Raw genomic sequence first — 22,138 nt, 5'->3', positions numbered from 1 at the left:
CAGTCACAGGACGCCGCCCGCGGTCATAAGTACACCGCGGCACGCCGCCTAATAAACGTCCTGCTGGAACCGGCCCTTCTTCTTCAGTTCCGCCACAAAACTGACCGCCTCGTCGGTCGATCGCGCGCCGAACTTGGCGACGATGTCGACCAGCGCACGCTCGACGTCTTTGGCCATCCGCTTGGCGTCGCCGCAGATGTAGAGGTTGGCGCCTTCGGCGAGCCAGGTCCACACTTCGCGGCCGACCTCGCGCATGCGGTCCTGCACGTAGAACTTCTTGTCGCCGTCGCGCGACCACGCCAGCGACAGCCGCGTCAGCAGGCCCGACGTCTTCATGGCGTTCAGTTCATCCGCATAGAAGAAATCGCAATCGCTGCGCTGATGGCCGAAGAACAGCCAGTTCTTGCCGGGCGCGCCGGTGGCGCGGCGGTCGAGCAGGAAGGCGCGGAACGGCGCGATGCCGGTGCCCGGCCCGATCATGATGATCGGCGTTTTCGGGTCGGCCGGCAGCGCGAAGCCGTGCGCCTTCTGCACATAGACCTTCAGTTCGTCGCCGGGCTTGATGCGTTCGGCAAGGAAGGTGGAGGCCAAACCTAATCGCTTGCGCTTGTTGACGACATAGCGGACGCAGTCGACCGTCAACGACAGTTGCCCGGGCGTCGCGTTGTGCGACGACGAGATCGAATAGAGCCGCGGCTGCAAGGGCTCCAGCGCCTCGACAAACGCCTCCGGGTGCGGACGCGCGCCGGGGAATTTTTGCAGTACCGCCATCACGTCGAGCGTCGCCGCGTCGCCATCGGGATCCTCGCCCTGCGCCAGCGCCCTCGCCTTCTCACGCTGGGCGCCGCCGGTGATGAAGGAGATCAGCTCGAACAGAGAGTCCGGCGCCGGCGACAGCGAGACGTCGTCAATCAAGACCTCGCGAAGCGTCTTGCCGTTCACCCTGGTGGTGTGGGAGGCGCCGAGCAGCGCGATGATCTGGTCGACCAGGCCGATATCGTTACGCGCAAAAATGCCGAAGGAATCGCCGACGACATAGTCGAGCCCGCAGCCGGACAGGTCGAACTCGATGTGCCAGGTCTCCTTTTCCGAACCCGACTTGTTGAGCAGCCGGCGCGACAGGAAGGTTGCCGCGATCGGGTTGTCGCGCGAGCGGCCCGGCTCGGCCACGACGGCGGGCGGCGCCGGCGTTGCGGCCGGCGTCGACGACGGTGCGGCCGGCGCCTTGTCGATCTCCTCATAGAGCGACTTCAGCATCCGCGCGGTTTCCTTGCCGCCGGGAACGCACAGGTTCAGCCGCGCCTCGCTCTTGCTGGCGATCGCTTCGGAATAGTTGTGGCAGTCGTAGCCGCACTGGCCGCAATCCTGCTGCGCCATCGCCGCCATCATTCGCCGCCGCAACGGGCGGCCTTCGGCAAGCTTCATGCGGTCGGCGATCGGCATCGTCTGGTCATGCCACGGCGCTTCGCCGTCATCGCTATCGCCGGCGCCCTGCATGACCGCGGCGCCCTGCTCCGCCGACAGCGGTGTCGGCGCATCCGACAGCAATCCGGCAAAGAACCCGTTCAGCCAGGAACGCTGCGCCTCGGAAAATGGCGCGCTCGAAGGGATGATCTCGATCTTCGATGACGGCGTGATCTGGTTCATGATGACGTCCGATCTTCCGAAATCTGCTTGTCGGCGAGCCGGCGCAGGGTCTCGCCATCATGGCGGCGCGCAAAGGTCAAAAAGGTTTCGTCGGGCGAAACGCGATGCGCGAGATAGGCTTTCAGCAGCTTCTCGACCGTCCGCGGCGCGTCTTCCGCCTTGAGGTCGTGATAGACCTCCTGCCCGACATCCGCGTCCGGCCCAAAACCGCCGCCGGTGAACAGATGATAGCCCTCGACCGGATCGACATCCTCGCCGACATCCACCTTCGCCGCGATCAGGCCGATATCGCTGATATAGTGCTGCGCGCAGGAATGGTGACAGCCGGTGACGTGGATGTTGAGCGGCGTGTCCATGTCGACGCGCGGCTCGCACCAGTCGCCGATCTGCGCCGCATGAAGTTTTGTATTCGACGCCGCGAAGCGGCAGCCGGCGTTGCCGGTGCAGGCGATCAGGCCGGCGCGGATTTGCGAGGCCTCGACCGCGAGCCCGATCTTCCGGATCGCAGCAATCGCCAGTTCGACGTTGCCGTCCCGCACGCCGGGGATCAGCAGGTTCTGCCACACCGTCAGGCGGAGTTCGCCGTCACCAAGATCCTGCGCGATCCTGGCGAGTCCGCGCATCTGGTCGCAGGTCACCTTGCCGAGCGGCAGCGAGACGCCGATCCAGTTCAATCCCGGCTGCTTCTGCTGGTGCACCCCGATATGCGCCATCCGGTCGAACGCCGGCCGCGGCGCAAACGCTTCCGGCGGCACGCGCGTAAAAGGTTTGCCGAGCCGCTCCTCGACCAGCGCCAGGAATTTGTCGTGGCCCATGCCGTCGAGCACATATTTGAGCCGGGCCTTGTTGCGGTTGGTGCGGTCGCCGAGATCGATGAAGACGCGGACGATGGCGTCCGACACTTTTGTCGCGTCCGCCGGCCTGACGATGATGTCGCCGTATCTGGCAAAATCCCGGTGGCCGGTGATGCCGCCGAGGCCGAGGCGGAACCAGACGCCGGGCTCCGCGCCAAACCCGTCCTTCACTTCGACCGCGGAAAACGCGATGTCGTTGGTGTCTTCCAGCACCGCGATCTTGCCGGCGCCGTCGAAGGCGACGTTGAATTTTCGCGGCAGCCCGGTCAGCGAGCGATCATTGAGGATGTGATGGTGCCACTCCCGCGCATAGTCGCGGGTATCCAGCAATTCCTGCGGATCGATCCCGGCCGTCGGCGTGCCCGTGACATTGCGGATGTTGTCGGCGCCGGCGCCGCGCGAGCACAGGCCGAGATCCTGGATGCCCTCGATCAGCGCCACCGCATGCTTCGGTGGAATCTCCCGCACCTGCAAATTCGCCCGCGTGGTGACGTGGCAGAACGGTCCGCAGAGTTTGTCGATGAGGTCGGCGAGGCCCGAAAACTGCCAGTGCTTCAAAATGCCGTTCGGGATGCGCAGCCGGCACATGTAGGAATCCTGCGCCGGCGCCACGTAGAACAGTCCGTAGTAGCGCCAGCGGAAATTGTCGGCCGGGGTCGGCGGCGCATTGTCGAGCGCCTGCTGCTTCAGCCGCGCATAGGCATCGAACGGATGCTCCTCGCGCTTGAACTTTTCCTGGTCGGCGAGTTTCTTGCCTGACGCCGTGACCTTGTCCTGCGCCTTGATGTGCGCGGCATCAGGCCCGCTCGGTTCGGCGCTCGCCTTTCCGGTACCGCCGAGTCCCCGCCCCACCCGGCTGATCTGCAGGCCGGTGGTAAACCCTTCGAGGTAGCGCTTCTGTTCGTCGGTAAAATCGACTTTGAGTGTTTCGATCATCATGGCGCGACGAAGCTCCTGCAGCCACGTGAGTGGCTTCAACGAAATCGGGGGACAGCTTCGTTGCTGCGGAAATCCATCAGGGATCGCGGCCAGCAGGCATCAATGACGGCCAGCCGCACTGCAACATACAAGTTGCGTGCCATGCCGGATTTGACAAATTATCGAATTATTTCAAATGATTAAAAGAGATGCCTCGCAATTGCGAAGCTGGCTCCAAGGCGAACCCAGAGCATCACGCCCAACATTTAGGCACGCGAACGTTCAGGGCTTCCAGCGCCCGATCTCAAATGCCGCGAGATGGCCTTCGATATCGCCGGGATCGAACGCCGGCCCGGCAAAGGCCCCGATGGCGTCGGAAGCGCCGGCGGCAGTGCCCTGCTGCCCCATGGCGGCATCGTAGAGGTCGGGCCGGAACACGCCCATCGCCGTCTTGAGCGCCTCCGGCCGCATCGCCGTCTGCCCCCAGCGCACCATCTGGGCGTACAGCCAGGCGGCCTGGGCGGGATCAGGCCGCGCCGCGCCCTCGCGCCCGACCAGGAGATAGCGGTTGCTCTCGCGCCGCTGGCCGTCGGGCGACACCTTCAGCCGGCCGTCGAGCGTCCGCTGGATCACCTCGGCGTCGACGCCGATCCGGTCCGGCCGCGCCAGCACCTGCGCGGCCTCGGCGCGGTTGGCCGGGTCCTCGATATAGTCGGCGGCATGGGACGCCGCCCGCACCAGCGCCGCCACCACGTCCGCGTTCTTCTCTGCCCAGTTCTGCCGGACCGCCAACACCTTCTCCGCCGCACGCACCAGGATGTCCGAAACAAAGTGCAGGATGTGGCCGACGCCGAGATCGACCGCGACCGAATTCCAGGGCGCGCCGACGCAGAACGCATCGACATGGCCGTTGGCGAGGCTGTCCACCATGTAGGGCGGCGGCAGCACGACGAGCCGCACGTCCTCGTCCGGATCGACCCCGCCCGCCGCCATCCAGAACCGGAGCTGATAATTGTGGGTGGAGAACGGGAACGTCATGCCGAACGTCAGCGGCTCGGCGCCCGCTTTTTTCCTGTTGGCGACGACGCGCGCCAGCGCCAGCGCGGTCGCCATCGGATCGACCGCGTCGCCCTCGATCTCGGACATGATGGCCGCATGCAGCGCCGGCGACACCGTGATCGCGTTGCCATTGAGCCCCAGATTGAACGGCGCCACGATCGGCACCTTGACGTGCCCGAGCCCGAGGCTGGAGGCGATCGCCACCGGTGCCAGCAGATGCGCCGCATCGAACATGCCGATATTGAGCTTGTCGCGCACGTTGGACCACGACACTTCGCGCACCAGCGTGACGTCGAGCCCTTCGGCGCGCGTAAACCCCTTGTCGACGGCGACGATCAACGCGGCGGCGTCGACCAGCGGGATGAAACCGATACGTAAGGGTGTACTCATTTCAGCAACTCCGACGCGGTCAAAATCGACTGCGCGATCTCGCCGATCTTCTTTTTCTCGCGCATCGCCGTGGAGCGCATCAGGACATAGGCCTCGTCTTCGGTGAAGCCCTTCGCCTTCATCAAAATTCCCTTGGCGCGGTCGATCACCTTGCGCTCCTCCAGCGCCGATTTGGTGCGGTCGAGCTCGTCCTGCAGCTTCGAAAACGCATTGAAGCGCGAGATGCAGAGGTCGAGGATCGGCTTGATCCGCTCCTTCTTCAGCCCGTCGACGATATAGGCGGAGACGCCGGCTTCGACGGAGGCCTGGATCGAAGCCGCATCGCTCTGATCGACGAACATGGCGATCGGCCGCCGCACCGCGCGGCTGACCTGGAACATCTGCTCCAGCACGTCGCGGCTGGGGTTTTCCAGGTCGATCAGGATCACATCGGGATCGAGCGCGTAAATCCGCGCCAACAGGTTCTGCATTTCGCTGATATGCACGACGCCGGTAAAGCCCGCCTCCCGCAACCCCTCTTCTAGGATGGCGGCCCGGATCGGGCTTTCGTCGACAATCACGATTTTCGGCGACTCAGCGCTCATCGATCAACTCTTGGCCCAGCCCGGCATCCATAGCACGTCGGGAGCCCCGGCAAAGCCTTGTAATTGTGGGCAATTGGGACTAGTTCGTGCGCATCAATCCGGCAGAACAGGCCGCAGTGCTCAACGTCGGCTTATTTGGCCTTGGATCGCATATCCCCTCAATTCAGACGCAAAGATTCATGGAACGAGCGCCGCGCATATCATTCACATCCCTCGGCTGCCCCAAGGCGCTGGTGGATTCCGAGCGCATCATCACGCGGCTGCGTGCCGAGGGGTATGAGTTGGCGCGCAAGCATGACGGCGCCGATATCGTCATCGTCAACACCTGCGGCTTCCTCGACAGCGCCAAGCAGGAATCGCTCGGCGCCATCGGCGAGGCGATGGCCGAGAACGGCAAGGTCATCGTCACTGGCTGCATGGGCGCGGAGCCCGAGCAGATCGAGGCGGCCTATCCCGGCGTGTTGTCGATCACGGGCCCGCAGCAATATGAGAGCGTACTGGAAGCCGTGCACCGCGCGCTGCCGCCGGTGCACAATCCGCACCTCGACCTGGTGCCGCCGCAGGGCATCAAGCTGACGCCGCGGCACTATGCCTATTTGAAGATTTCCGAAGGCTGCAACAACCGCTGCAGTTTCTGCATCATTCCAACGCTGCGCGGCGATCTCGTCTCGCGCCCGGCCAACGACGTGCTGCGCGAGGCGGAAAAACTGGTCGCCGCCGGCGTCAAGGAATTGCTTGTCATTTCGCAGGACACCTCGGCCTATGGCGTCGACATCAAATATGCCGACAGCCCGTGGAAGGATCGCCAGGTCCGCGCCAAGTTCTACGATCTCGCGAAAGAACTCGGCGATCTCGGCGCATGGGTGCGGCTGCAGTATGTCTACCCCTACCCGCATGTCGACGAAGTCATCGGACTGATGACCGAAGGCAAGGTTTTGCCCTATCTCGACATCCCCTTCCAGCACGCCAGCCCCGACGTGCTGAAGGCGATGAAGCGTCCGGCTGCGCAGGAAAAGACGCTGGGCCGCATCAAGCAGTGGCGCGAGCAGTGCCCGGACCTCACGTTGCGCTCAACTTTCATCGTCGGCTTCCCCGGCGAAACCGACTCCGATTTTGCCTATCTGCTCGACTGGCTTGAAGAAGCCGAGATTGACCGCCTCGGCTGCTTCAAATACGAGCCGGTGGCCGGCGCGTCATCGAACGCGATCGGCAATCCCGTGCCCGACGAGGTCAAGCAGGAACGCTGGAACGCGCTGATGGCGCGGCAGCAGAAAATCTCGGCGCGCCGCCTGAAGCGCAAGGTCGGCACGCGGCAGCAGGTCATCGTCGACGAAGTCGGGCCGACAGTCGCAAAAGGCCGCTCCAAGGCCGACGCGCCGCAGATCGACGGCGCGGTCTATCTCTCCAGCCGCCGCCCGCTCAAGGTCGGCGAGATCGTCACCGCGAAGATCGAGCGCGCGGATCAGTACGACCTGCACGGCAGCGTCGCGGGGTTTTGATCATCGCCGAAGAATTCCGGCGCCACCGCGTCGCGTGATGGCGCAATCCTCTCTCGAGCTGCCGCTTGACACCGCCGGCCATTCGGCTGTATGGCCCTCCGCCATGAAACTGAACCGGACCATCCGCCGCGCCTGCCAGCGTCGTCGCACCAGCGACGATGGGCTGCGCCGTGTCCGACGACTACGCTGATCGCTTAAGTTTCAGCCAGGTTTTCGAGAAGGCCGCACCCTCAAAAGTGCGGCCTTCTTGCGTTTCGGCCTGCCCTTTTCACCCAGCACCACCAGAGGAGATCGACATGACTGACACCACCCATCCGTTCAATGCGCTGATGGAGATCACCGCCCGCCCGCCGGTGGTGTTCGTGCGCGGCGCCGGCTCCTACCTTTGGGATGATACGCGAAAGCGCTATCTCGACTTCGTGCAGGGCTGGGCCGTCAACGCGCTCGGCCATTCGCCCCCGGTGGTCGCCGAAGCGCTCGCCGCGCAGTCGAAACTGCTGCTGACGCCGAGCCCCGCTTTCTACAACGGCCCCAGCCTCAAGCTGGCGCAAGCGCTGGTCGAGAACTCTTGCTTCGACCAGGTGTTCTTCGCCAATTCCGGCGCGGAGGCCAATGAAGGCGCCATCAAGCTCGCGCGAAAATACGGCGCGAAGTTCAAGAACGGCGCGTTCGAAATCATCACCTTCGAAGGCGGCTTTCACGGCCGCACGCTCGCCACCATGGCCGCGTCGGGTAAGAAGGCGTTCGAGCCGCTGTTCGAGCCAAAAGTCTCCGGCTTCAAGAAGGCCAGGCTGAACGATCTGGACTCGGTGAAGGCGCTGATCTCGGGCAACACGGTCGCGGTGATGCTCGAGCCGATCCAGGGCGAAGCCGGCGTCTGGCCCGCGACCGATCCGTTCCTGCAAGAGCTGCGCGCGCTGACGAAAGAGCACGGCCTGCTGCTGATCGTCGACGAGATCCAGACCGGCATGGGCCGGACCGGAAAGCTGTTCGCTTACGAACACGCCGGCATCGCGCCCGACATCATGACGCTCGGCAAGGGCATCGGCGGCGGCGTGCCGCTGGCCGCCCTGCTAGCGACCAAAGCGGCGTCGTGCTTCGAGCACGGCGACCAGGGCGGCACGTTCAACGGCAATCCGTTGATGTGCGCGGCGGGACTGGCCGTGCTCGACGAAATTGCGAAGCCGGAATTTCTGAAGTCGGTCGCCGACACCGGACTGTTCCTCGAAAGCGAGCTGCAGAAACTGTCGGCGCGGCACGGCCTTGGCGAAGTCCGCGGACGCGGGCTGTTGCTGGCGCTCGACATCAAACTGCCGATCGGCGCCGCGATCGTGGCCGAAGCGCTGGCGGACGGCGTACTCATCAACGCGCCGCAGCCCGACGCGTTGCGCTTCATGCCCGCGCTCAACGTCACGCGCGAGGAGATCTCGCTGATGATCGATTGCCTCGATGCAATCCTGGTCAAGGCAGGTGCGGCGAGACGGGTGGCGTAGTCCCTCCGTCGTCATTCCGGGATGCGCCGACAGGCGCAGGCCCGGAATCCAACTAACCACATAGCCTGTCGCACGATGGATTCCGGGCTCACGGTGCGCGCGCCCCGGATCGGCTGCGTCATCGCAACCTTCCCGCGCATACGGAGTGATGGACGTGACCAGACTTGAGCCAGAGATCAGACGACTTACAAGCGCCGATGCCGTGGCCTACAGGGACATCCGCCTTGAGGGTCTGCGCTGTCATCCGGAAGCATTCGCCTCGGCATTCGAGGATGAACGAGACAGCCCGCTGGATCGTTTCAAGGAGTTGATCGTACAGTCGCGGATTTTCGGCGCATCGCTGGAGCAAAGGCTGGTCGGCGTCGTCGGGCTGCGCGCGCATGCCGAAGTCAAGCTGCGCCACAAGGCCGTGATCTGGGGCATGTATGTGCGACGTGAAGCCCGCCAGTACGGCATCGGCCAACGCCTCATCGAGGCCGCCGTCGCGCACGCCTCAAATGATGTCGAACAAATTCAACTCGCCGTCGTCACCGAGAACGAGGCCGCGCGCCGGCTCTACGCCAAGGCAGGGTTCATCGAGTACGGCCATCAGATCAACGCGCTCAAACACGGCGGTCGCTACTACGACGACATCCTGATGGTGAAATTCCTCGGGCCGTAAAGTCTGAGGAATCAGATGTGATGACAACCACGAAGAAGGCGCGCTCCCTCTCGCGCCTGCGAAATATTTTTCCGAACCGAGCGCGTCATCGACCGCATCGAATCTATTTTCAAGTTGGAGAGAGCCAGGCTCAGAAAAGGCGCATTTGATCGCAAGCATGACAGCGGTTTGACGGGAGGATGAATAGTTAGGGGGAGGAAAATGATCACCCAAGCCTTTGACAGCCGGACCATGGCGAGGATGCAAGAGGCTCTTGAGCGCGCGTGTTTGCTTCTTCCGACAGGCGGAGAACACAGTGCCCGTCGGATGATCGCCAACAAAATAATCGAATGCGCGCAACGTGGTAACACCAGCCTGATTGAGCTGACGGAGGCCGGATACGCGGCTTCGTTACAACTGGCGGCTGGTGCGGATGACGCCGGGGACCATGACGAAAGTCATGACGGATTGGAGCCGTTGGAGTTCATGCCCGATCACGTCTAGTGGGCGTGTTCGGTACCGGCACGGGATGGCTCGACGTGATCGTCGCCACGATTGTGGCAGCGCTTTCGAGTGCGGTGATCGTGTTGCTACGGAGGGCTCGGCGGAGCCCTCTTAGCTCAGAAAAAATGCAACAATCGCGAGCGCGATGGGGAGCGCCGCCCCGACCACCCATGCGAAAATATTGAACGCGGCCTCTCTGCTCATGATGCACCTCATTGCATTGCGGAACAGAGGCTTCCAAGTCTCGAAACTCTACGCGCGTGGTGCGATTTTGTTGTCGCGCGCATTGACGCACGCGCTTTTGACGCGGCTTGCGAGGTTATGCGCATTGCGAGGAACCGCTGCCGCTTAAGACTGCGCCGGTCCCGGTATCGTTCCGCCCGAGACGGAGCTACCGCGAAAGCGGGTGCGGCAAGACGGGTGGCGTAACCTCTCTCGTCGTCATTCCGGGATGCGCCGATAGGCGCAGGCCCGGAATCCAACTAGCGGCGTAGCCAGTCGCACGATGGTTCCCCCGATGTGCAACTGCACATCTGAGGTTCACGCTTCGCGTGCCCCGGAATGACGGAGAGGCCTCTACGGCCGCAAGATTGCCGCGCCAATGGCATCCGGCTCTCCCGCTCCGTATGCGTATTCGCCGCGTCCTTCAGCGCATGGGCGTGATTGATCGGCGTGATGCCCGTCCATACGGCCATCAAAGCTCCACCTCGTGCTACGACGATCAGCCATTCGAGGGTTTCGACGGCGGTTTCTCGCGCCACGGTCTGATGAGAAGAGAAGCAGCAAACCAGCAACCGTAGACGACAATGCCAAGCGCAATGGCGCCGAACAGTCCGTCGAGACCAAGATCGGTTTTCTCAACCACGATCCAGCCGACGATCGTTGCCGTCATCATCCGTGCGAAGCTCGCCATCAACGGTGCCGTCATTCGTCCCGCCCCCTGGCTTGCGAAGTTGAGGCTGATGCCGAGGCCGAACAGGCAATAAAATGGTGCGACGTGACGGATATAGGATATGCTGGCTTCGGCAACCTGATCGTCGGAGGTGAAGAGCCTCGACCACGCCTCAGGAAACAGGGCGACCAACCAGCCGATCAAACCGACGGCTGCGAAAGCGGTCAGCCCTCCGATCCAGGCCACCCTCATGGCGCGTTGCCATGCTCCCGCGCCGCCTGCCACGCCGACCAGCGTGGTGAGGCCGGAGCCGATACCGAATGCGACCGGCGCAATCATATATTCCATCCGGGCGCCGATGCCATAACCCGCAAGCGCAGCCACGCCGAAGCGTCCTGCAAATCCGACCATCAAGACCGCCGTGAGGTTAGCCATCAGCGTCGTCATCGAACCCAATACCCCGACGCGCAATATTTCCCGGAAGATCCGCCATTGAAGACGAAGGCCGTCCCACTTCGGAACGAAGCCCAGCCGGCCACCGCGGATGGCGCGGACCTGGAAGACGGTCGTTCCCGTGGCCGCGCAAAGCGCCGCTACAGCAGAACCTGCGACGCCCAACCCCGGCCATCCGGCCATACCGAGCGTCAGTATTCCCGATAGCGGAACATAGGCGATCGACGCGAGCAAGCCGACGCGGGCCGGCGTGGCCGTGTCACCGCTGCCACGCAACAGCGCAGCACTGAACGCGCTTGCCCAGATCGCCGCCGCGCCGGTGAAGATGACGTGACTGAAGCACAGCGCGCGCTCCAGTGCAGCTCCGCTGCCGCCGAGCAGTTGAAACAGCCACGCAGCGCAGACCCAGTCGAGCACAGCAAAGCTCGCACCCAAAGCGGCCGCCAGGAACAAGGCGTGCAGCACGATCGCTTGCGCATCGTCCGACCGGCCCGCGCCAAGGGCGCGCGCGATCGCCGAGGCGACCCCACCGCCCATGCCGCCATTGGCGATGTTGAACATCAGGGTGACGAACGGGATGACCAACGCCATGCCGGCCAGTGCGTCCGTGCCCAAACGGCCGACAAAAATGCCGTCGGCGATGGCAACGAGGACTTGCGTGAGCATGAGCGCCGTGGTCGGGCCAGCCAACAACAGCAGGCTCCGGCCAATCGGCGCGGTCAGCAGCGGGTGAGACACGGGAAGCTCCGAAGGAGGAAAAATCGACGCGATCAATCAACGCGGGCTCTGCGAGAGCAGGCCGAAGAGTGGTCAGTGACAAGGCCGAAAGCCCGTGCTCTGACCGTTGATTAGCGCTGATTCATTTTCCAGATGTCCTCGGATTTCCAGGTTTCTCGATTTCCAAGTTTCTCGGTTTCCAAGTTTCTCGGTTTCCAAGTGTCCCTAGAGTGCGGTGGCCCCGCTTGAATGGCAAGGGCATTCTTCGACAACCGGCCTCGCGCATTCAAGCGCCCGAACCGGTTTCGTGTAGGAGATGCGAACACGCGGACAACGAATGAACTGCCGCAAAAGCCGGTGCGGCAAGACGGGTGGCGTAACCTCTCTCGTCGTCATTCCGGGATGCGCCGATAGGCGCAGGCCCGGAATCCAACTACCGGCATGGCCAGTCGCACGATGGATTCCCCGATGTACAATTACACATCTGAGGTTCACGCTTCGCGTGCCCCGGAATGACGGAGAGGCCTCTACGGCCGCAAGATCGCCGCCCCCGTCGTCATCCGGCTCTCCAGCTCCGTATGCGCCTTCGCCGCATCCTTCAGCGCGTAGGCGTGGTTGATCGGCACGTGCAGCTTGCCGTTGATGACAGCCGCAAACAACGTGTCGGCGCCTTCGAGCAGTTCCTTGCGGGTGGACACATAGTCGTTGAGCTTGGGCCGGGTCGCGAACAGCGAGCCGTGGTTGTTGAGTTCGGCGAGCGGAAACGGCGGCACCGGGCCGGAGGCGTTGCCGAAACTGACGAACAGGCCACGGGGCCGCAGGCACGACAGCGAGCCCGGGAACGTGGTCTTGCCGACGCCGTCATAGACCACGTCGCAGAGTTCATTGCGGCTGATCTGTTTCACCCGCGCGACAAAGTCTTCCTCGTTGTAGAGGATGACGTGGTCGCAGCCGTTGGAGAGCGCGAGATCGGCCTTGGCCTTGGAGCCTACGGTGCCGATGACATGCGCGCCGAGCGCCTTGGCCCACTGGCAGGCCAGCAGCCCGATGCCGCCGGCGGCGGCGTGGATCAGCACGCGGTGGCCGGGTTCGACCTTGAAGGTCTTGTGCAGCAGGTACCAGACCGTCAGCCCCTTGAGCATCAGCACGGCGCCCTGCTCGTAGGTGATGTGGTCGGGCAGCTTGACCAGCTTGTCGGCCGGGATCACCCGCTCGCTGGCGTAGCCGCCAAGGTTGAAGTAATAGGCGACGCGGTCGCCGGGATGGAAATTGGTGACGCCCGGGCCGACGGCCACGACCTCCCCGGCGGCTTCATTGCCGGCGATGAACGGCAGGCCCGGCGCCTTGTAGAGGCCGGTGCGGAAATAGACGTCGATGAAATTCAGGCCGACGGCGTGCTGGCGGAGGCGGACCTCCCCCGGGCCCGGCGCGGCCACCTCGACATCCTCATACACCAGGGCTTCCGGACCCCCCACCTTGTGCACGCGCACGGCCTTGGTCATGACAGTCTCTCCCTTGGTATTGCAGGCGCCCAATCTGGCTGCGAACGAAAGCCATCGCCGCCGCCTTGTCAACTGATCGGCGGAAGCCGGCTACTTGGCCGCCTTCCGGCGGTTGCGCCCGGCGAGCACATTGAACAGTTCGACGGCCGCCGCAAACAACATGGCAAAGTAGATATAGGCGCGCGGGATGTGGAATTGGAATCCGTCCGCCACCAGCGCCATGCCGATCAGCACCAGGAAGGCCAGCGCCAGCATCTTGGTGGTAGGGTGATCGGCGACGAACGCGGCCACCGGGCCCGACGAGACGTACATGACGATACAGGCGATCACGACGGCCGCGACCATGATCTCGATCTCCTGCGCCATGCCGATCGCGGTGATGATCGAGTCCAGCGAAAACACCAGATCGACGATGATGATCTGGACGATCACCCAGAAGAATGCCTTGGACCCCGCGCCGGTCCCGGAATCGGTTCCAGCTTCACGCGCTTCCACCTCGCCATGAATTTCATGCGTTGCCTTGGCGATCAGGAACGCGCCGCCGCCGATCAGGATGATGTCCCTCCATGACAACGCAACGTTCTTCACGGTGATGACGGGCTCGGTCAGTCCAATCAGCCACACCAGCATGCTGAGCAAGACGATGCGGAACACCAGCGCCAGCAGCAATCCGATCTGGCGCGCGCGCTTGGCCTGCTCCGGCGGGATGCGCGAGACGATCACCGAAATGAAGATCACATTGTCGATGCCGAGGACGATTTCCAGCGCCGTCAATGTCAGCAGCGCCGCCCAGGCTTCGGGGCTTGTCAATAATTCCATCATGCTCTGAACGACTTCATTTGGCGAATCACCGCGTCACTTCCGATCACATAAAGCGCAATCGCGCAAAGCCCGGCAACCACGGGCGCGCCGACGTTGAAGTCGCGGACCAGCGTATAGACCGCCAGCCCGGCGCCAACGGCCATCAGCCACAGCGTCAGCCAGCGCAGACGCACCACCCGGATCGGATGTAGCACATGAAACGGCGCAAACGTCAGCGCAATCAGGACGGCGATGCCGAGCGTCGACAGAACCGGCGGCAGGTGCAGCAGGAACAGATAGAACGCGGCGGCGTTCCACAGCGCAGGAAACCCGCGGAAATGATTGTCGGACGCCTTCATGCGCCGGTCGGCAAAATACAGCGCGCCCGATACCATGATGCCGATGCCGAGCAGCGGCGCCGCCAGCGGCAGCAACAGCCCGCTGGCGGTAATCGCATAGGCCGGAACGAACACATAGGTCAGGAAATCAACGACGAGATCGAGCGTATCGCCGGACCAGTTCGGCTGCAGCCGCACGACGTCCAGCCGGCGTGCCAGCGGACCGTCGATTGCATCCACGATCAGGGCGATGCCGAGCCAGCCGAACATGCTGGCCCAGTGCTCGCGCACCGCCTCCAGCATCGCCAGCAGCGCGATGCCGGCCCCCATCGCCGTGAAGATATGGACGGCGAAGGCGGCGGTCCGCGCGCGGATGGTCGCCGGGAGAGATTCTGGTGCGGTGGTCTGGTCCATTGCTCCGGCTTTGCTATCAGGAATCGCCGCGATTTGCATACCGCCGCTTGCGGCGTTCGGCCGCGCGATTGCGTGGAAACTTTTTGGCCGGTTAATGGCTTGAAAATGCCGGCCTAACCGTCAATTGTCCGGTATGGACAATGCATCGCAGATTTATGACGCCGCCGTGATCGGTGGCGGCCCGGCTGGGCTGACCGCTGCTGTCGCGCTGGCTGTGACCGGCGCGAAAACCGCCCTGCTCGCCCGCCGCGCCCCCTATGCCGACAACCGCACCACGGCGCTGCTGGGCGCCTCGACCGATCTGCTGGAACGCCTCGACGTCTGGCCCCTCTGCCACGACAAGGCCGCCGCCCTGCGGACCATGCGGCTGGTCGACGATACCGGCCGGCTAATCCGCGCGCCCGAAGTGCGCTTTACCTCCGACGAGATCGGCCTCGACCAGTTCGGCTACAACATCGACAACAGATCGTTAATGGTTGCGCTCGAAGCGCGTGCCGCCGAGCTTTCGAATTTGACTCGATTTGACGATGAGGCGGCAACGATCGACCCGCAGGATGCGAGCGTCATCATCCATACGGCCGATGGCGAGCAGCTCGCGGCGCGGCTGGTGATCGGTGCCGATGGCCGGCATTCCCCATCCCGCGCGGCGGCCCGGATCGGAACCAGCCGCCGCGACCTGCATCAATCGGCACTGACGTTCAACATCTCGCACGCGCGTCCCCACAACGGCATCTCCACCGAGTTTCACACCGCGCAAGGCCCGTGCGTGTTCGTGCCGCTGCCCGGCAATCGCTGCAGCGTGGTGTGGGTGGCAATGACGCGCGAGGCCGCACGGTTGATGTCGCTCGGCGACGACGAATTGTCCGAGGCCGCGGAGCGGCAGTCGCACTCCATTCTCGGCCGCGTCCAGGTCGAAGGCGGACGAAATCTGTTTCCGCTGGCGATCGAGAGGCCCGACAAGTTCGCCAGCCATCGCGTCGCGCTGGTCGGCGAGTCCGCCCACGTCGTGCCGCCGATCGGCGCGCAAGGACTCAACATGGGCCTGCGCGACGCCGCCGACATCGCGGACATCGCAGGCCACGCGATCTCGCTCGGCGAGGATCCCGGCTCGCCCGCCGTGCTGGCGCGCTACCAGTCCGCCCGCCGCGCCGATGTCGCCAGCCGCCTGATCGCCATCGACGTCGCCAACCGTTCCCTGCTCAGCGATTTCATCGGCATCCAGTCGCTGCGCGCCGCCGGCATGCACCTGCTCGGCTCATTCGGCCCGCTGCGCCGGCTGGCGATGCGCGAGGGCCTGGCGCCGAGCTGGAGGCGCGTCGGTTAGCTCCGCTGCGTAGCCCGGGCGAGCGCAGCGACCCCGGGGTCTGCTCCCGCATATCGCAAGAGCTCATGCGGGCTACGAATGCCCGCTGGAATGACTATATAAAACAACACCTTGCCTACTGTGCATGGGGTTGTTTTGCATGTTTTGTGTTGTGCCCGCTCACGGAAACACCAGCCGCCCGTTCTGGATGAACCACATCACGCTGGTCAGCGTAACCACGGAGGCGAACGTCCCGATCAGCACGGCGACGGAGGCCGGCTCGATCCAGGTGTTGTTCTGCCGGGCGATCACGAACACATTGAGCGCCGGCGGCAGCGCGGCCATCAGCACCGCGGTCGCCGCCCAGGGCTGCGCAAACGGTCCGAACAGCAGCATCAGGCCGAACACGATCAAGGGATGGATCAGCAGCTTGATCGCGATCACGCCGGGCACTTCCCACGGCACGCGGTCGAACGGACGCAGCGCCACGGTGACGCCGAGCACGAACAGCGCGGTCGGCGCCGCGGCGTTCTGCAGGAACAGCAGCGTGCGGTCGAGCACCGTCGGCAGCGGAATATGGAAGGCCGCCACCAGCGCGCCCAGCACCGCCGACATGATCAGCGGGTTCATCACGATCTGCCGCGCGGCGATGCCGATCGCATGCAGCAACGACTTCTGCTCGCGATCGGTCAGCGCCATCAGCAGCGGCACGATGGTGAACAGGAAGATGCTGTCGCAGCAGAAGATCAGCGCGGTCGGCGCCGCCGCTTTCGTCCCCAGCACCGCCAGCGCCAGCCCGGGGCCCATATAGCCGATATTGCCGTACGCGCCGGCCAGGCCTGCCATGGTCGCCTTGCGCAGCGACAGTTCGCCGAAGACGCGGCCCACCACCATCGCGAGGGCGAAGGCGCTGACGGTCGCCAGGGTGGTCGCGATCAGAAACGGCGGGTTGTTCAGTTCGGCAAACGGCGTGTCCGACATGATGCGGAACAGCAACGCCGGCAGGGAAACGTACAGCAGGAAGAAGTTCATCCAGGCGAGGCCGGACTCGGGCAGGCCCCTCGCCTTGCCGCAGGCAAAGCCGATAAAAATCAATCCAAAGTAGGGAAGCGCGAGGTTGAGGATATCGGCCATCTAGGAAGGTCTTTTCGTCAGCGATTTCGGGGGTATGGCACAGGACATCGCCACCACGCGTAAAGGTTAATTCGTCCGCATGCCCCTAGCATCGGCCACAATCATGGTCTATTCGACGGGACATGATCAAAGCGCGCACCGCCAAATTCCAGATCGGGCAGATCGTCCGCCACCGGGTGTTTTCATTCCGGGGCGTGATTTTCGACATCGATCCCGAATTCAACAATACCGAGGAATGGTGGTTGTCGATCCCCGAGGAGGTACGGCCCCACAAGGATCAGCCGTTCTATCACCTGCTGGCGGAAAACTCGGAGTCCGAATACGTCGCCTATGTCTCCGAGCAGAACCTGCTGCCGGACGATTCCGGCGAGCCGATCCGCCACTCGCAGGTCGCCGAGATCTTCATCAAGGACAAGTCTGGCGGCTACCGCCCGCGCAATCCCTCGCTGAACTGACGAGCTTCATCCGCAACAAAAAAGGCGCCCCGTTCGGGCGCCTTTTGCGTTGTCCTGCTGCGGCGGCTACTTCGTCGCCGGGTTGGCGCTCTCGAGCTTCTTGCGCTGCTCTTCGGCCTTCTTCTGCAGCTCTTCCTGCAGCTTCTTCTGGTTTTCCTCGAACTGCTTCGGGTCGGTCGGCGGGCCGTCATAGGCCTTGGCGAACTCGCCCGCGAGCGGCAGCGGCAGCGTCAGCGGCGCGCCGTTGGAATTGATCGCCTGAACGACGAGGTTCTGGCCCTTCTTCAGGCTGGCGATCAGCTCGGGCGTCGCTTCGTAGTCGGACATGCAGCCGTTCTGGAAGCAGATGACGTACGGCCCCTGCAGCGGCGCGTTGCTGTCGACGATGATGCGGGTGCCGTGCACGAGCTGCATGCCGAGCGGCAGCGTCACGCGCAAAAGCTTCTTCGGCTCGCCTTCCGGCTCGATGATCACGGCGGCGATGACGGGCTGGCCGGACTCGATGCGGCCGTCCTTGCCGGTAAAGCAGACCTGCTTGGCGCCGGCTTCCTGGCCCTTCAGGCAGAACTTGGTCCAGGGCGCGTAGATCAGCTGCACCTGCTGTTCCTGCGGCTGGGCCGCGGGGGCACCGGCCGCAGGGGCCTGCTGGGCCGCCGGCGGCGCGGGCTGTTTCGGAGCCGCCTTGGGCGCGGCCTTCGGTGCGGCCGGCGCCGGCGCGGGCGTCTGGGCCTGCGCACCTGACACCATCAACGTCGCCGACAGTGCCGAGGCCGCCAACAGGGCCACAAGCTGCCCATGCGGCCGGACTGGTCCGGCCAAGATACGGAAATTCATTGCGGAAAACCCTTTCTGAACGGCAGCGCCCGAAACCGCACAGGCACCGACACCTCACCCCGCGCTTCGGCGGCTATCTCGTTGGCAATTGAGGCGGATACGTGACCTTTGTTCCCGCCCTTGCTGATTGCCCGCCTTCAATACAGCGGCAGGCGAAAAGATCAATGCCGACAGGTATCTTTGGCATTCCCGAGAGGGCGCGGCCGAAGCCTATGGTAAAGCTTTCAAGTGCGCATTTTCGAATCACACTCCTGCCCGCCAGTGACCGCCCACGGGCGTATCCGCCTGCGTGTATTGGCGTGTTTCGCCCTCGCGCTGGGTGTGGGGCGGCTGACGCCGTTTTGCGATGCAAAAGCAACCGAGAGCCACGCACTGGCGATGCATGGCACCCCGGCCCTGCCGCCCGATTTCACGCATATGCCCTACGCCGATCCGGAGGCACCGAAGGGCGGTCGGCTGGTCTGGGGCCTGCTCGGAACCTTTGACAGCCTCAATCCCTTCGTCGTCCGCGGCATCGCGATCCAGCAGATCAGGGGGTTCGTGGTCGAGAGCCTGATGACGCGGGGCAACGACGAGGCTTTCACGCTTTACGGCCTGCTGGCCAAGAGCGTCGAGACCGACGATGCGCGCAGCTACGTCACCTTCCGCCTCAACCCCAAAGCGCGCTTTTCCGACGGCAAGCCGGTCACGGCCGACGACGTGCTGTTCTCCTGGGAACTGTTGCGCGACAAGGGCCGGCCCAATCACCGCCAGTACTATTCCAAGGTCGTGAAAGGCGAGGCGCTTGATCCGCTTACCGTGCGATTCGACTTCGGCGGCATCAACGACCGCGAGCTGCCGCTGATCCTCGGCCTGATGCCGGTGTTGCCGCGGCACGCGGTCGATCCCGCGACCTTCGAGGAAACGACGATGACCGGACCGGTCGGTTCCGGCCCCTATCGCGTCGCCGCCGTCAAGCCGGGAGCCAGCGTGACGCTGACCCGCAATCCCGATTACTGGGGCCGCGATCTGCCGGTCAATCGCGGCTTGTGGAACTTCGACGAGATCCGGCTCGATTATTACCGCGAGTCCAACGGCCAGTTCGAGGCGTTCAAACGCAGCCTCTACGATTTTCGCGTCGAATACGAACCGCTGCGCTGGCATGAGGGCTACGATTTTCCGGCCGCCCGCAGCGGCGAAGTGATCCGCGACACCATCAGGCCTGGGACGCCGCAGCCGTCGGAATTTTTGGTGTTCAACACCCGCCGCCCGGCGTTTTCGGACATCCGCGTGCGCCAGGCGCTGACGCTGCTATTCGATTTCGAGTGGATCAACCGCAACTACTTTTTCGGCCTCTACCCGCGCGCGGCGGGGTTCTTTGCGGGATCCGAACTGTCCGCCTATGGCCGCCCGGCCGACGACCGCGAGCGCGAACTTCTAAAACCGTTCTCGGAGCGCATCCCGCCGGAGATCCTCGACGGCAGCTACCGCCTGCCCGTCACCGACGGCTCGGGACGCGACCGGACGACGCTGCGCAGCGCCCTCAAATTGCTGTCGGACGCCGGCTACGAACTCGACGGCGCCGTGTTGCGGCAGCGAACCACAAAAACCCCCTTCACCTTCGAAATCCTGGTGACCACGCGCGATCAGGAGCGGATCGCGCTCGCCTATCAGCGCGACCTCAAGCGCGCCGGCATCGAGGCCAGCGTTCGCGCGGTCGATCCGGTGCAGTTCGACCAGCGCCGTCTCGCCTACGAATTCGACATGCTGCAGAACCGCTGGGATCAATCGCTCTCCCCCGGCAACGAGCAGTCGTTCTACTTCGGCAGCCAGGCCGCCGATATTCCAGGCACCCGGAACTACATGGGGGCCAAGGAGCCGGCTATCGACGCCCTGATCGCCGTGCTGCTCGAAGCGCGGGAGCGGCCGGCCTTCATCTCCGCGGTGCGGGCGCTGGACCGGGTTTTGATGTCGGGGTTTTACGCTATCCCCGTCTTTAACATGCAGGATCAATGGATCGCACGCTGGAATCGGATAGAACGATCCAAGGCTACCGCGCTAACCGGCTACCTCCCGGAAACCTGGTGGCGGAAGCCCGAAGCGAAGTGAATGACCCTACCGTGCAACCCTCATGACAGAGCCGAAGTAACGCCGTGACCCAGCCCACCGCTTCGCCAACGCTCGATACGCTGTTCAAACGGAACCTGGCGCGGCAGCCGGATGCGCTGGCGCTGGTCGATCCGCTCAACAAGCAGCGCGTGACCGGCCAGCCGCCGAAGCGGCTCACCTTCGCGCAGGCCGACCGCATGATCTCGGCGCTATCGGCGCATTTCATCGAATCCGGCCTGCCGTCCAATTCGGTCATTGCGATTCAACTGCCCAACACCATCGAATTCGCACTCACCGTGCTCGCCGCCTTCCGCGCCGGCCTCGTCGTTGCGGTGCTGCCGCTGCTCTGGCGGCAGTCGGAACTGACCATGGCGCTCAACCGCACCGCGGCGCGGGGGATCGTGACCTCGAGCACGATCGACGGCGTGGTCTATTCCGACATCGCCATGAACGCCGCCGCCGAGGCCTTTTCAATCCGCCATGTTTGCGGCTTCGGCAACGATTTGCCCGAAGGGATGGCCTCGCTCGACAACGCGATTTTCCGGGAATCCCTGACCACACGCGCGGTGATCCAGGACGGCCGCAAGGCGGCGCTGATTTCCTTCGACGTCACCGCAGACGGCTTCCGACCAGTCCCCCGCGCCCATCTCGGCCTGATCGCCGGAGGCCTTGCGATATCGCTCGAAAGCGACGTGCCGCAAGGCGCAACGGTGCTGTCGGCGTTCTCGCCGATGTCGTTTGCCGGCCTCACGTCGTCGCTGGCGGTCTGGCTGCTGTCGGGCGGAACGCTGGTGCTGCACCATCCGTTCGACGAGGAGGCGCTGGAGCAGCAAATCAACGAGCAGTCCTGCGACACGCTGATTGCGCCGGCGCAACTGGCGTTGCGGCTCGACGAGATGGATCTCGCCACGCGGATGCCGAGCCTGCGCAATGTCATCGGCCTGTGGCGCACACCCGAACAGGTCGGCTCCAGCGCGGCCTGGGCCTCGAAGCAGGCGACGCTGACCGACGTCTATCTGTTCGGCGAGGCCGGGCTGTTCGGCGCGCGCCGGATTGCAGACGACGGCACGCCCGCACGCATCAAGCCCGGCCCCCACGGCGCCCCGCGCGACTTGCCGGGCTCGTCGATCGCCGGCGATATCGTGCTGACGCCGCGCGGCACGCTCGGACTGCGCGGGCCGATGGTGCCGGTCGCGGCCTATGCGCCGCCTCCCCCGCCAAGCGACTCCCTGATCGCAGCGCCGCCGCGCGACTACGTCGACACGGACTACGCCGCGCGGCTCGACCGCGTGACCGGCGCGGTCAACATCACCGCGCCGCCGTCCGGTGTCATGGCCGTCGGCGGTTACCGCTTTCTGGCGCAGGACCTGCAAGAATGGGCGCGGCGGCTGGGCCAGGGCGCGCTGCTGACCGCCCTGCCCGACCGCCTCAGCGGCCACCGGCTCGCCGGCCGTGCGATCGACAATGCGAGGGCCCGCGAGGCGCTGGCAGAACTCGGTCTTAACCCCTTGATGATCGAAGCATTTCGCGATCGGAACAACGCCGTCTGAAGATCTTCTTAAGGCTGGCGTTGACGCTGCATTAAGCGCCGCACACTAGACTCGTGGCTCCCAGACGCG

18 protein-coding genes are annotated in these 22,138 nt (G+C 64.3%); 8 read left to right on the top strand and 10 right to left on the bottom strand.

The window, feature by feature from the left end; translation table 11 throughout:
* Window positions 1-48: 48 nt before the first annotated feature.
* The 4 genes from QUH67_RS17695 to QUH67_RS17680 all read right to left on the bottom strand — a co-directional run bounded on the left by QUH67_RS17695 (window position 49) and on the right by QUH67_RS17680 (window position 5,452).
* Window positions 49-1,647: a sulfite reductase subunit alpha gene (locus tag QUH67_RS17695; RefSeq protein WP_300940069.1), complete on the bottom strand. Its 1,599-nt coding sequence runs from the start codon at window positions 1,645-1,647 to the stop codon at window positions 49-51.
* Window positions 1,644-3,440 (bottom strand): NirA family protein, encoded by a 1,797-nt coding sequence (locus QUH67_RS17690; RefSeq protein ID WP_300940068.1) that lies wholly within the window; start codon window positions 3,438-3,440, stop codon window positions 1,644-1,646. Before QUH67_RS17690 ends, QUH67_RS17695 begins: the two co-directional genes overlap by 4 nt.
* A gap of 261 nt (window positions 3,441-3,701) precedes the next feature.
* Window positions 3,702-4,868: a CmpA/NrtA family ABC transporter substrate-binding protein gene (locus tag QUH67_RS17685; protein ID WP_300940067.1), complete on the bottom strand. Its 1,167-nt coding sequence runs from the start codon at window positions 4,866-4,868 to the stop codon at window positions 3,702-3,704.
* Window positions 4,865-5,452 carry an ANTAR domain-containing response regulator gene (locus tag QUH67_RS17680; protein WP_300940066.1) on the bottom strand — a complete coding sequence of 196 codons (588 nt, stop codon included), beginning with the start codon at window positions 5,450-5,452 and terminating at the stop codon, window positions 4,865-4,867. Before QUH67_RS17680 ends, QUH67_RS17685 begins: the two co-directional genes overlap by 4 nt.
* A gap of 179 nt (window positions 5,453-5,631) precedes the next feature.
* On the opposite strand from QUH67_RS17680, the gene rimO reads away from it, so the two are divergent.
* From rimO to QUH67_RS17660, 4 genes are all read left to right on the top strand, one after another.
* Window positions 5,632-6,951 carry a 30S ribosomal protein S12 methylthiotransferase RimO gene (gene rimO, locus QUH67_RS17675; protein WP_300940065.1) on the top strand — a complete coding sequence of 440 codons (1,320 nt, stop codon included), beginning with the start codon at window positions 5,632-5,634 and terminating at the stop codon, window positions 6,949-6,951.
* 296 nt (window positions 6,952-7,247) lie between these two features.
* On the top strand, window positions 7,248-8,444 hold the full coding sequence (locus tag QUH67_RS17670; protein WP_300940064.1) for an acetylornithine transaminase: 1,197 nt from the start codon (window positions 7,248-7,250) through the stop codon (window positions 8,442-8,444).
* A 154-nt stretch (window positions 8,445-8,598) separates the two neighbouring features.
* Window positions 8,599-9,105, top strand: coding sequence for a GNAT family N-acetyltransferase (locus QUH67_RS17665; RefSeq protein ID WP_407080331.1), 507 nt, complete (start codon window positions 8,599-8,601; stop codon window positions 9,103-9,105).
* Between the two features lie 201 nt (window positions 9,106-9,306).
* Window positions 9,307-9,588, top strand: coding sequence for a hypothetical protein (locus QUH67_RS17660; protein WP_300940062.1), 282 nt, complete (start codon window positions 9,307-9,309; stop codon window positions 9,586-9,588).
* A gap of 721 nt (window positions 9,589-10,309) precedes the next feature.
* Here the strand turns inward: QUH67_RS17660 and QUH67_RS17655 are convergent.
* The 4 genes from QUH67_RS17655 to pcsA all read right to left on the bottom strand — a co-directional run bounded on the left by QUH67_RS17655 (window position 10,310) and on the right by pcsA (window position 14,705).
* Window positions 10,310-11,671: an MATE family efflux transporter gene (locus QUH67_RS17655; protein WP_300940061.1), complete on the bottom strand. Its 1,362-nt coding sequence runs from the start codon at window positions 11,669-11,671 to the stop codon at window positions 10,310-10,312.
* A 506-nt stretch (window positions 11,672-12,177) separates the two neighbouring features.
* Window positions 12,178-13,152, bottom strand: coding sequence for a quinone oxidoreductase family protein (locus tag QUH67_RS17650; RefSeq protein ID WP_300940060.1), 975 nt, complete (start codon window positions 13,150-13,152; stop codon window positions 12,178-12,180).
* 90 nt (window positions 13,153-13,242) lie between these two features.
* Window positions 13,243-13,974 (bottom strand): TerC family protein, encoded by a 732-nt coding sequence (locus QUH67_RS17645; protein WP_300940059.1) that lies wholly within the window; start codon window positions 13,972-13,974, stop codon window positions 13,243-13,245.
* Window positions 13,971-14,705 carry a phosphatidylcholine synthase gene (gene pcsA, locus QUH67_RS17640; RefSeq protein WP_300940058.1) on the bottom strand — a complete coding sequence of 245 codons (735 nt, stop codon included), beginning with the start codon at window positions 14,703-14,705 and terminating at the stop codon, window positions 13,971-13,973. The genes QUH67_RS17645 and pcsA overlap by 4 nt, the downstream gene beginning before the upstream one ends.
* 133 nt (window positions 14,706-14,838) lie before the next feature.
* Here pcsA and QUH67_RS17635 point away from each other — a divergent pair, with 133 nt between their 5' ends.
* The gene (locus QUH67_RS17635; protein WP_300940057.1) at window positions 14,839-16,029 is read left to right on the top strand and encodes a UbiH/UbiF family hydroxylase; all 1,191 of its coding nucleotides are present in this window, start codon (window positions 14,839-14,841) and stop codon (window positions 16,027-16,029) included.
* 159 nt (window positions 16,030-16,188) lie between these two features.
* On the opposite strand, the gene QUH67_RS17630 is transcribed toward QUH67_RS17635, so the two are convergent.
* The gene (locus QUH67_RS17630) at window positions 16,189-17,142 is read right to left on the bottom strand and encodes an AEC family transporter (RefSeq protein ID WP_300940056.1); all 954 of its coding nucleotides are present in this window, start codon (window positions 17,140-17,142) and stop codon (window positions 16,189-16,191) included.
* A 122-nt stretch (window positions 17,143-17,264) separates the two neighbouring features.
* On the opposite strand from QUH67_RS17630, the gene hspQ reads away from it, so the two are divergent.
* Window positions 17,265-17,597: a heat shock protein HspQ gene (hspQ, locus tag QUH67_RS17625; protein WP_300940055.1), complete on the top strand. Its 333-nt coding sequence runs from the start codon at window positions 17,265-17,267 to the stop codon at window positions 17,595-17,597.
* 66 nt (window positions 17,598-17,663) lie between these two features.
* Here hspQ and QUH67_RS17620 read toward each other — a convergent pair whose 3' ends face one another.
* A complete protein-coding gene (locus QUH67_RS17620; RefSeq protein WP_300940054.1) occupies window positions 17,664-18,431 on the bottom strand; it encodes an invasion associated locus B family protein in 768 nt (255 codons plus the stop codon).
* A 228-nt stretch (window positions 18,432-18,659) separates the two neighbouring features.
* Here QUH67_RS17620 and QUH67_RS17615 point away from each other — a divergent pair, with 228 nt between their 5' ends.
* On the top strand, window positions 18,660-20,519 hold the full coding sequence (locus tag QUH67_RS17615) for an extracellular solute-binding protein (protein WP_407080330.1): 1,860 nt from the start codon (window positions 18,660-18,662) through the stop codon (window positions 20,517-20,519).
* 44 nt (window positions 20,520-20,563) lie between these two features.
* The gene (locus QUH67_RS17610) at window positions 20,564-22,069 is read left to right on the top strand and encodes an AMP-binding protein (protein ID WP_300940053.1); all 1,506 of its coding nucleotides are present in this window, start codon (window positions 20,564-20,566) and stop codon (window positions 22,067-22,069) included.
* The last annotated feature ends 69 nt before the right edge of the window (window positions 22,070-22,138 follow it).

The sequence above is a fragment of the Bradyrhizobium roseum genome (assembly GCF_030413175.1).
In the GTDB taxonomy this organism is placed as follows: Bacteria; Pseudomonadota; Alphaproteobacteria; order Rhizobiales; family Xanthobacteraceae; genus Bradyrhizobium; species Bradyrhizobium roseum.
The sequence above is the reverse complement of the archived record's forward strand: the minus strand, read 5'-3'. Positions and strand labels throughout refer to the sequence as shown.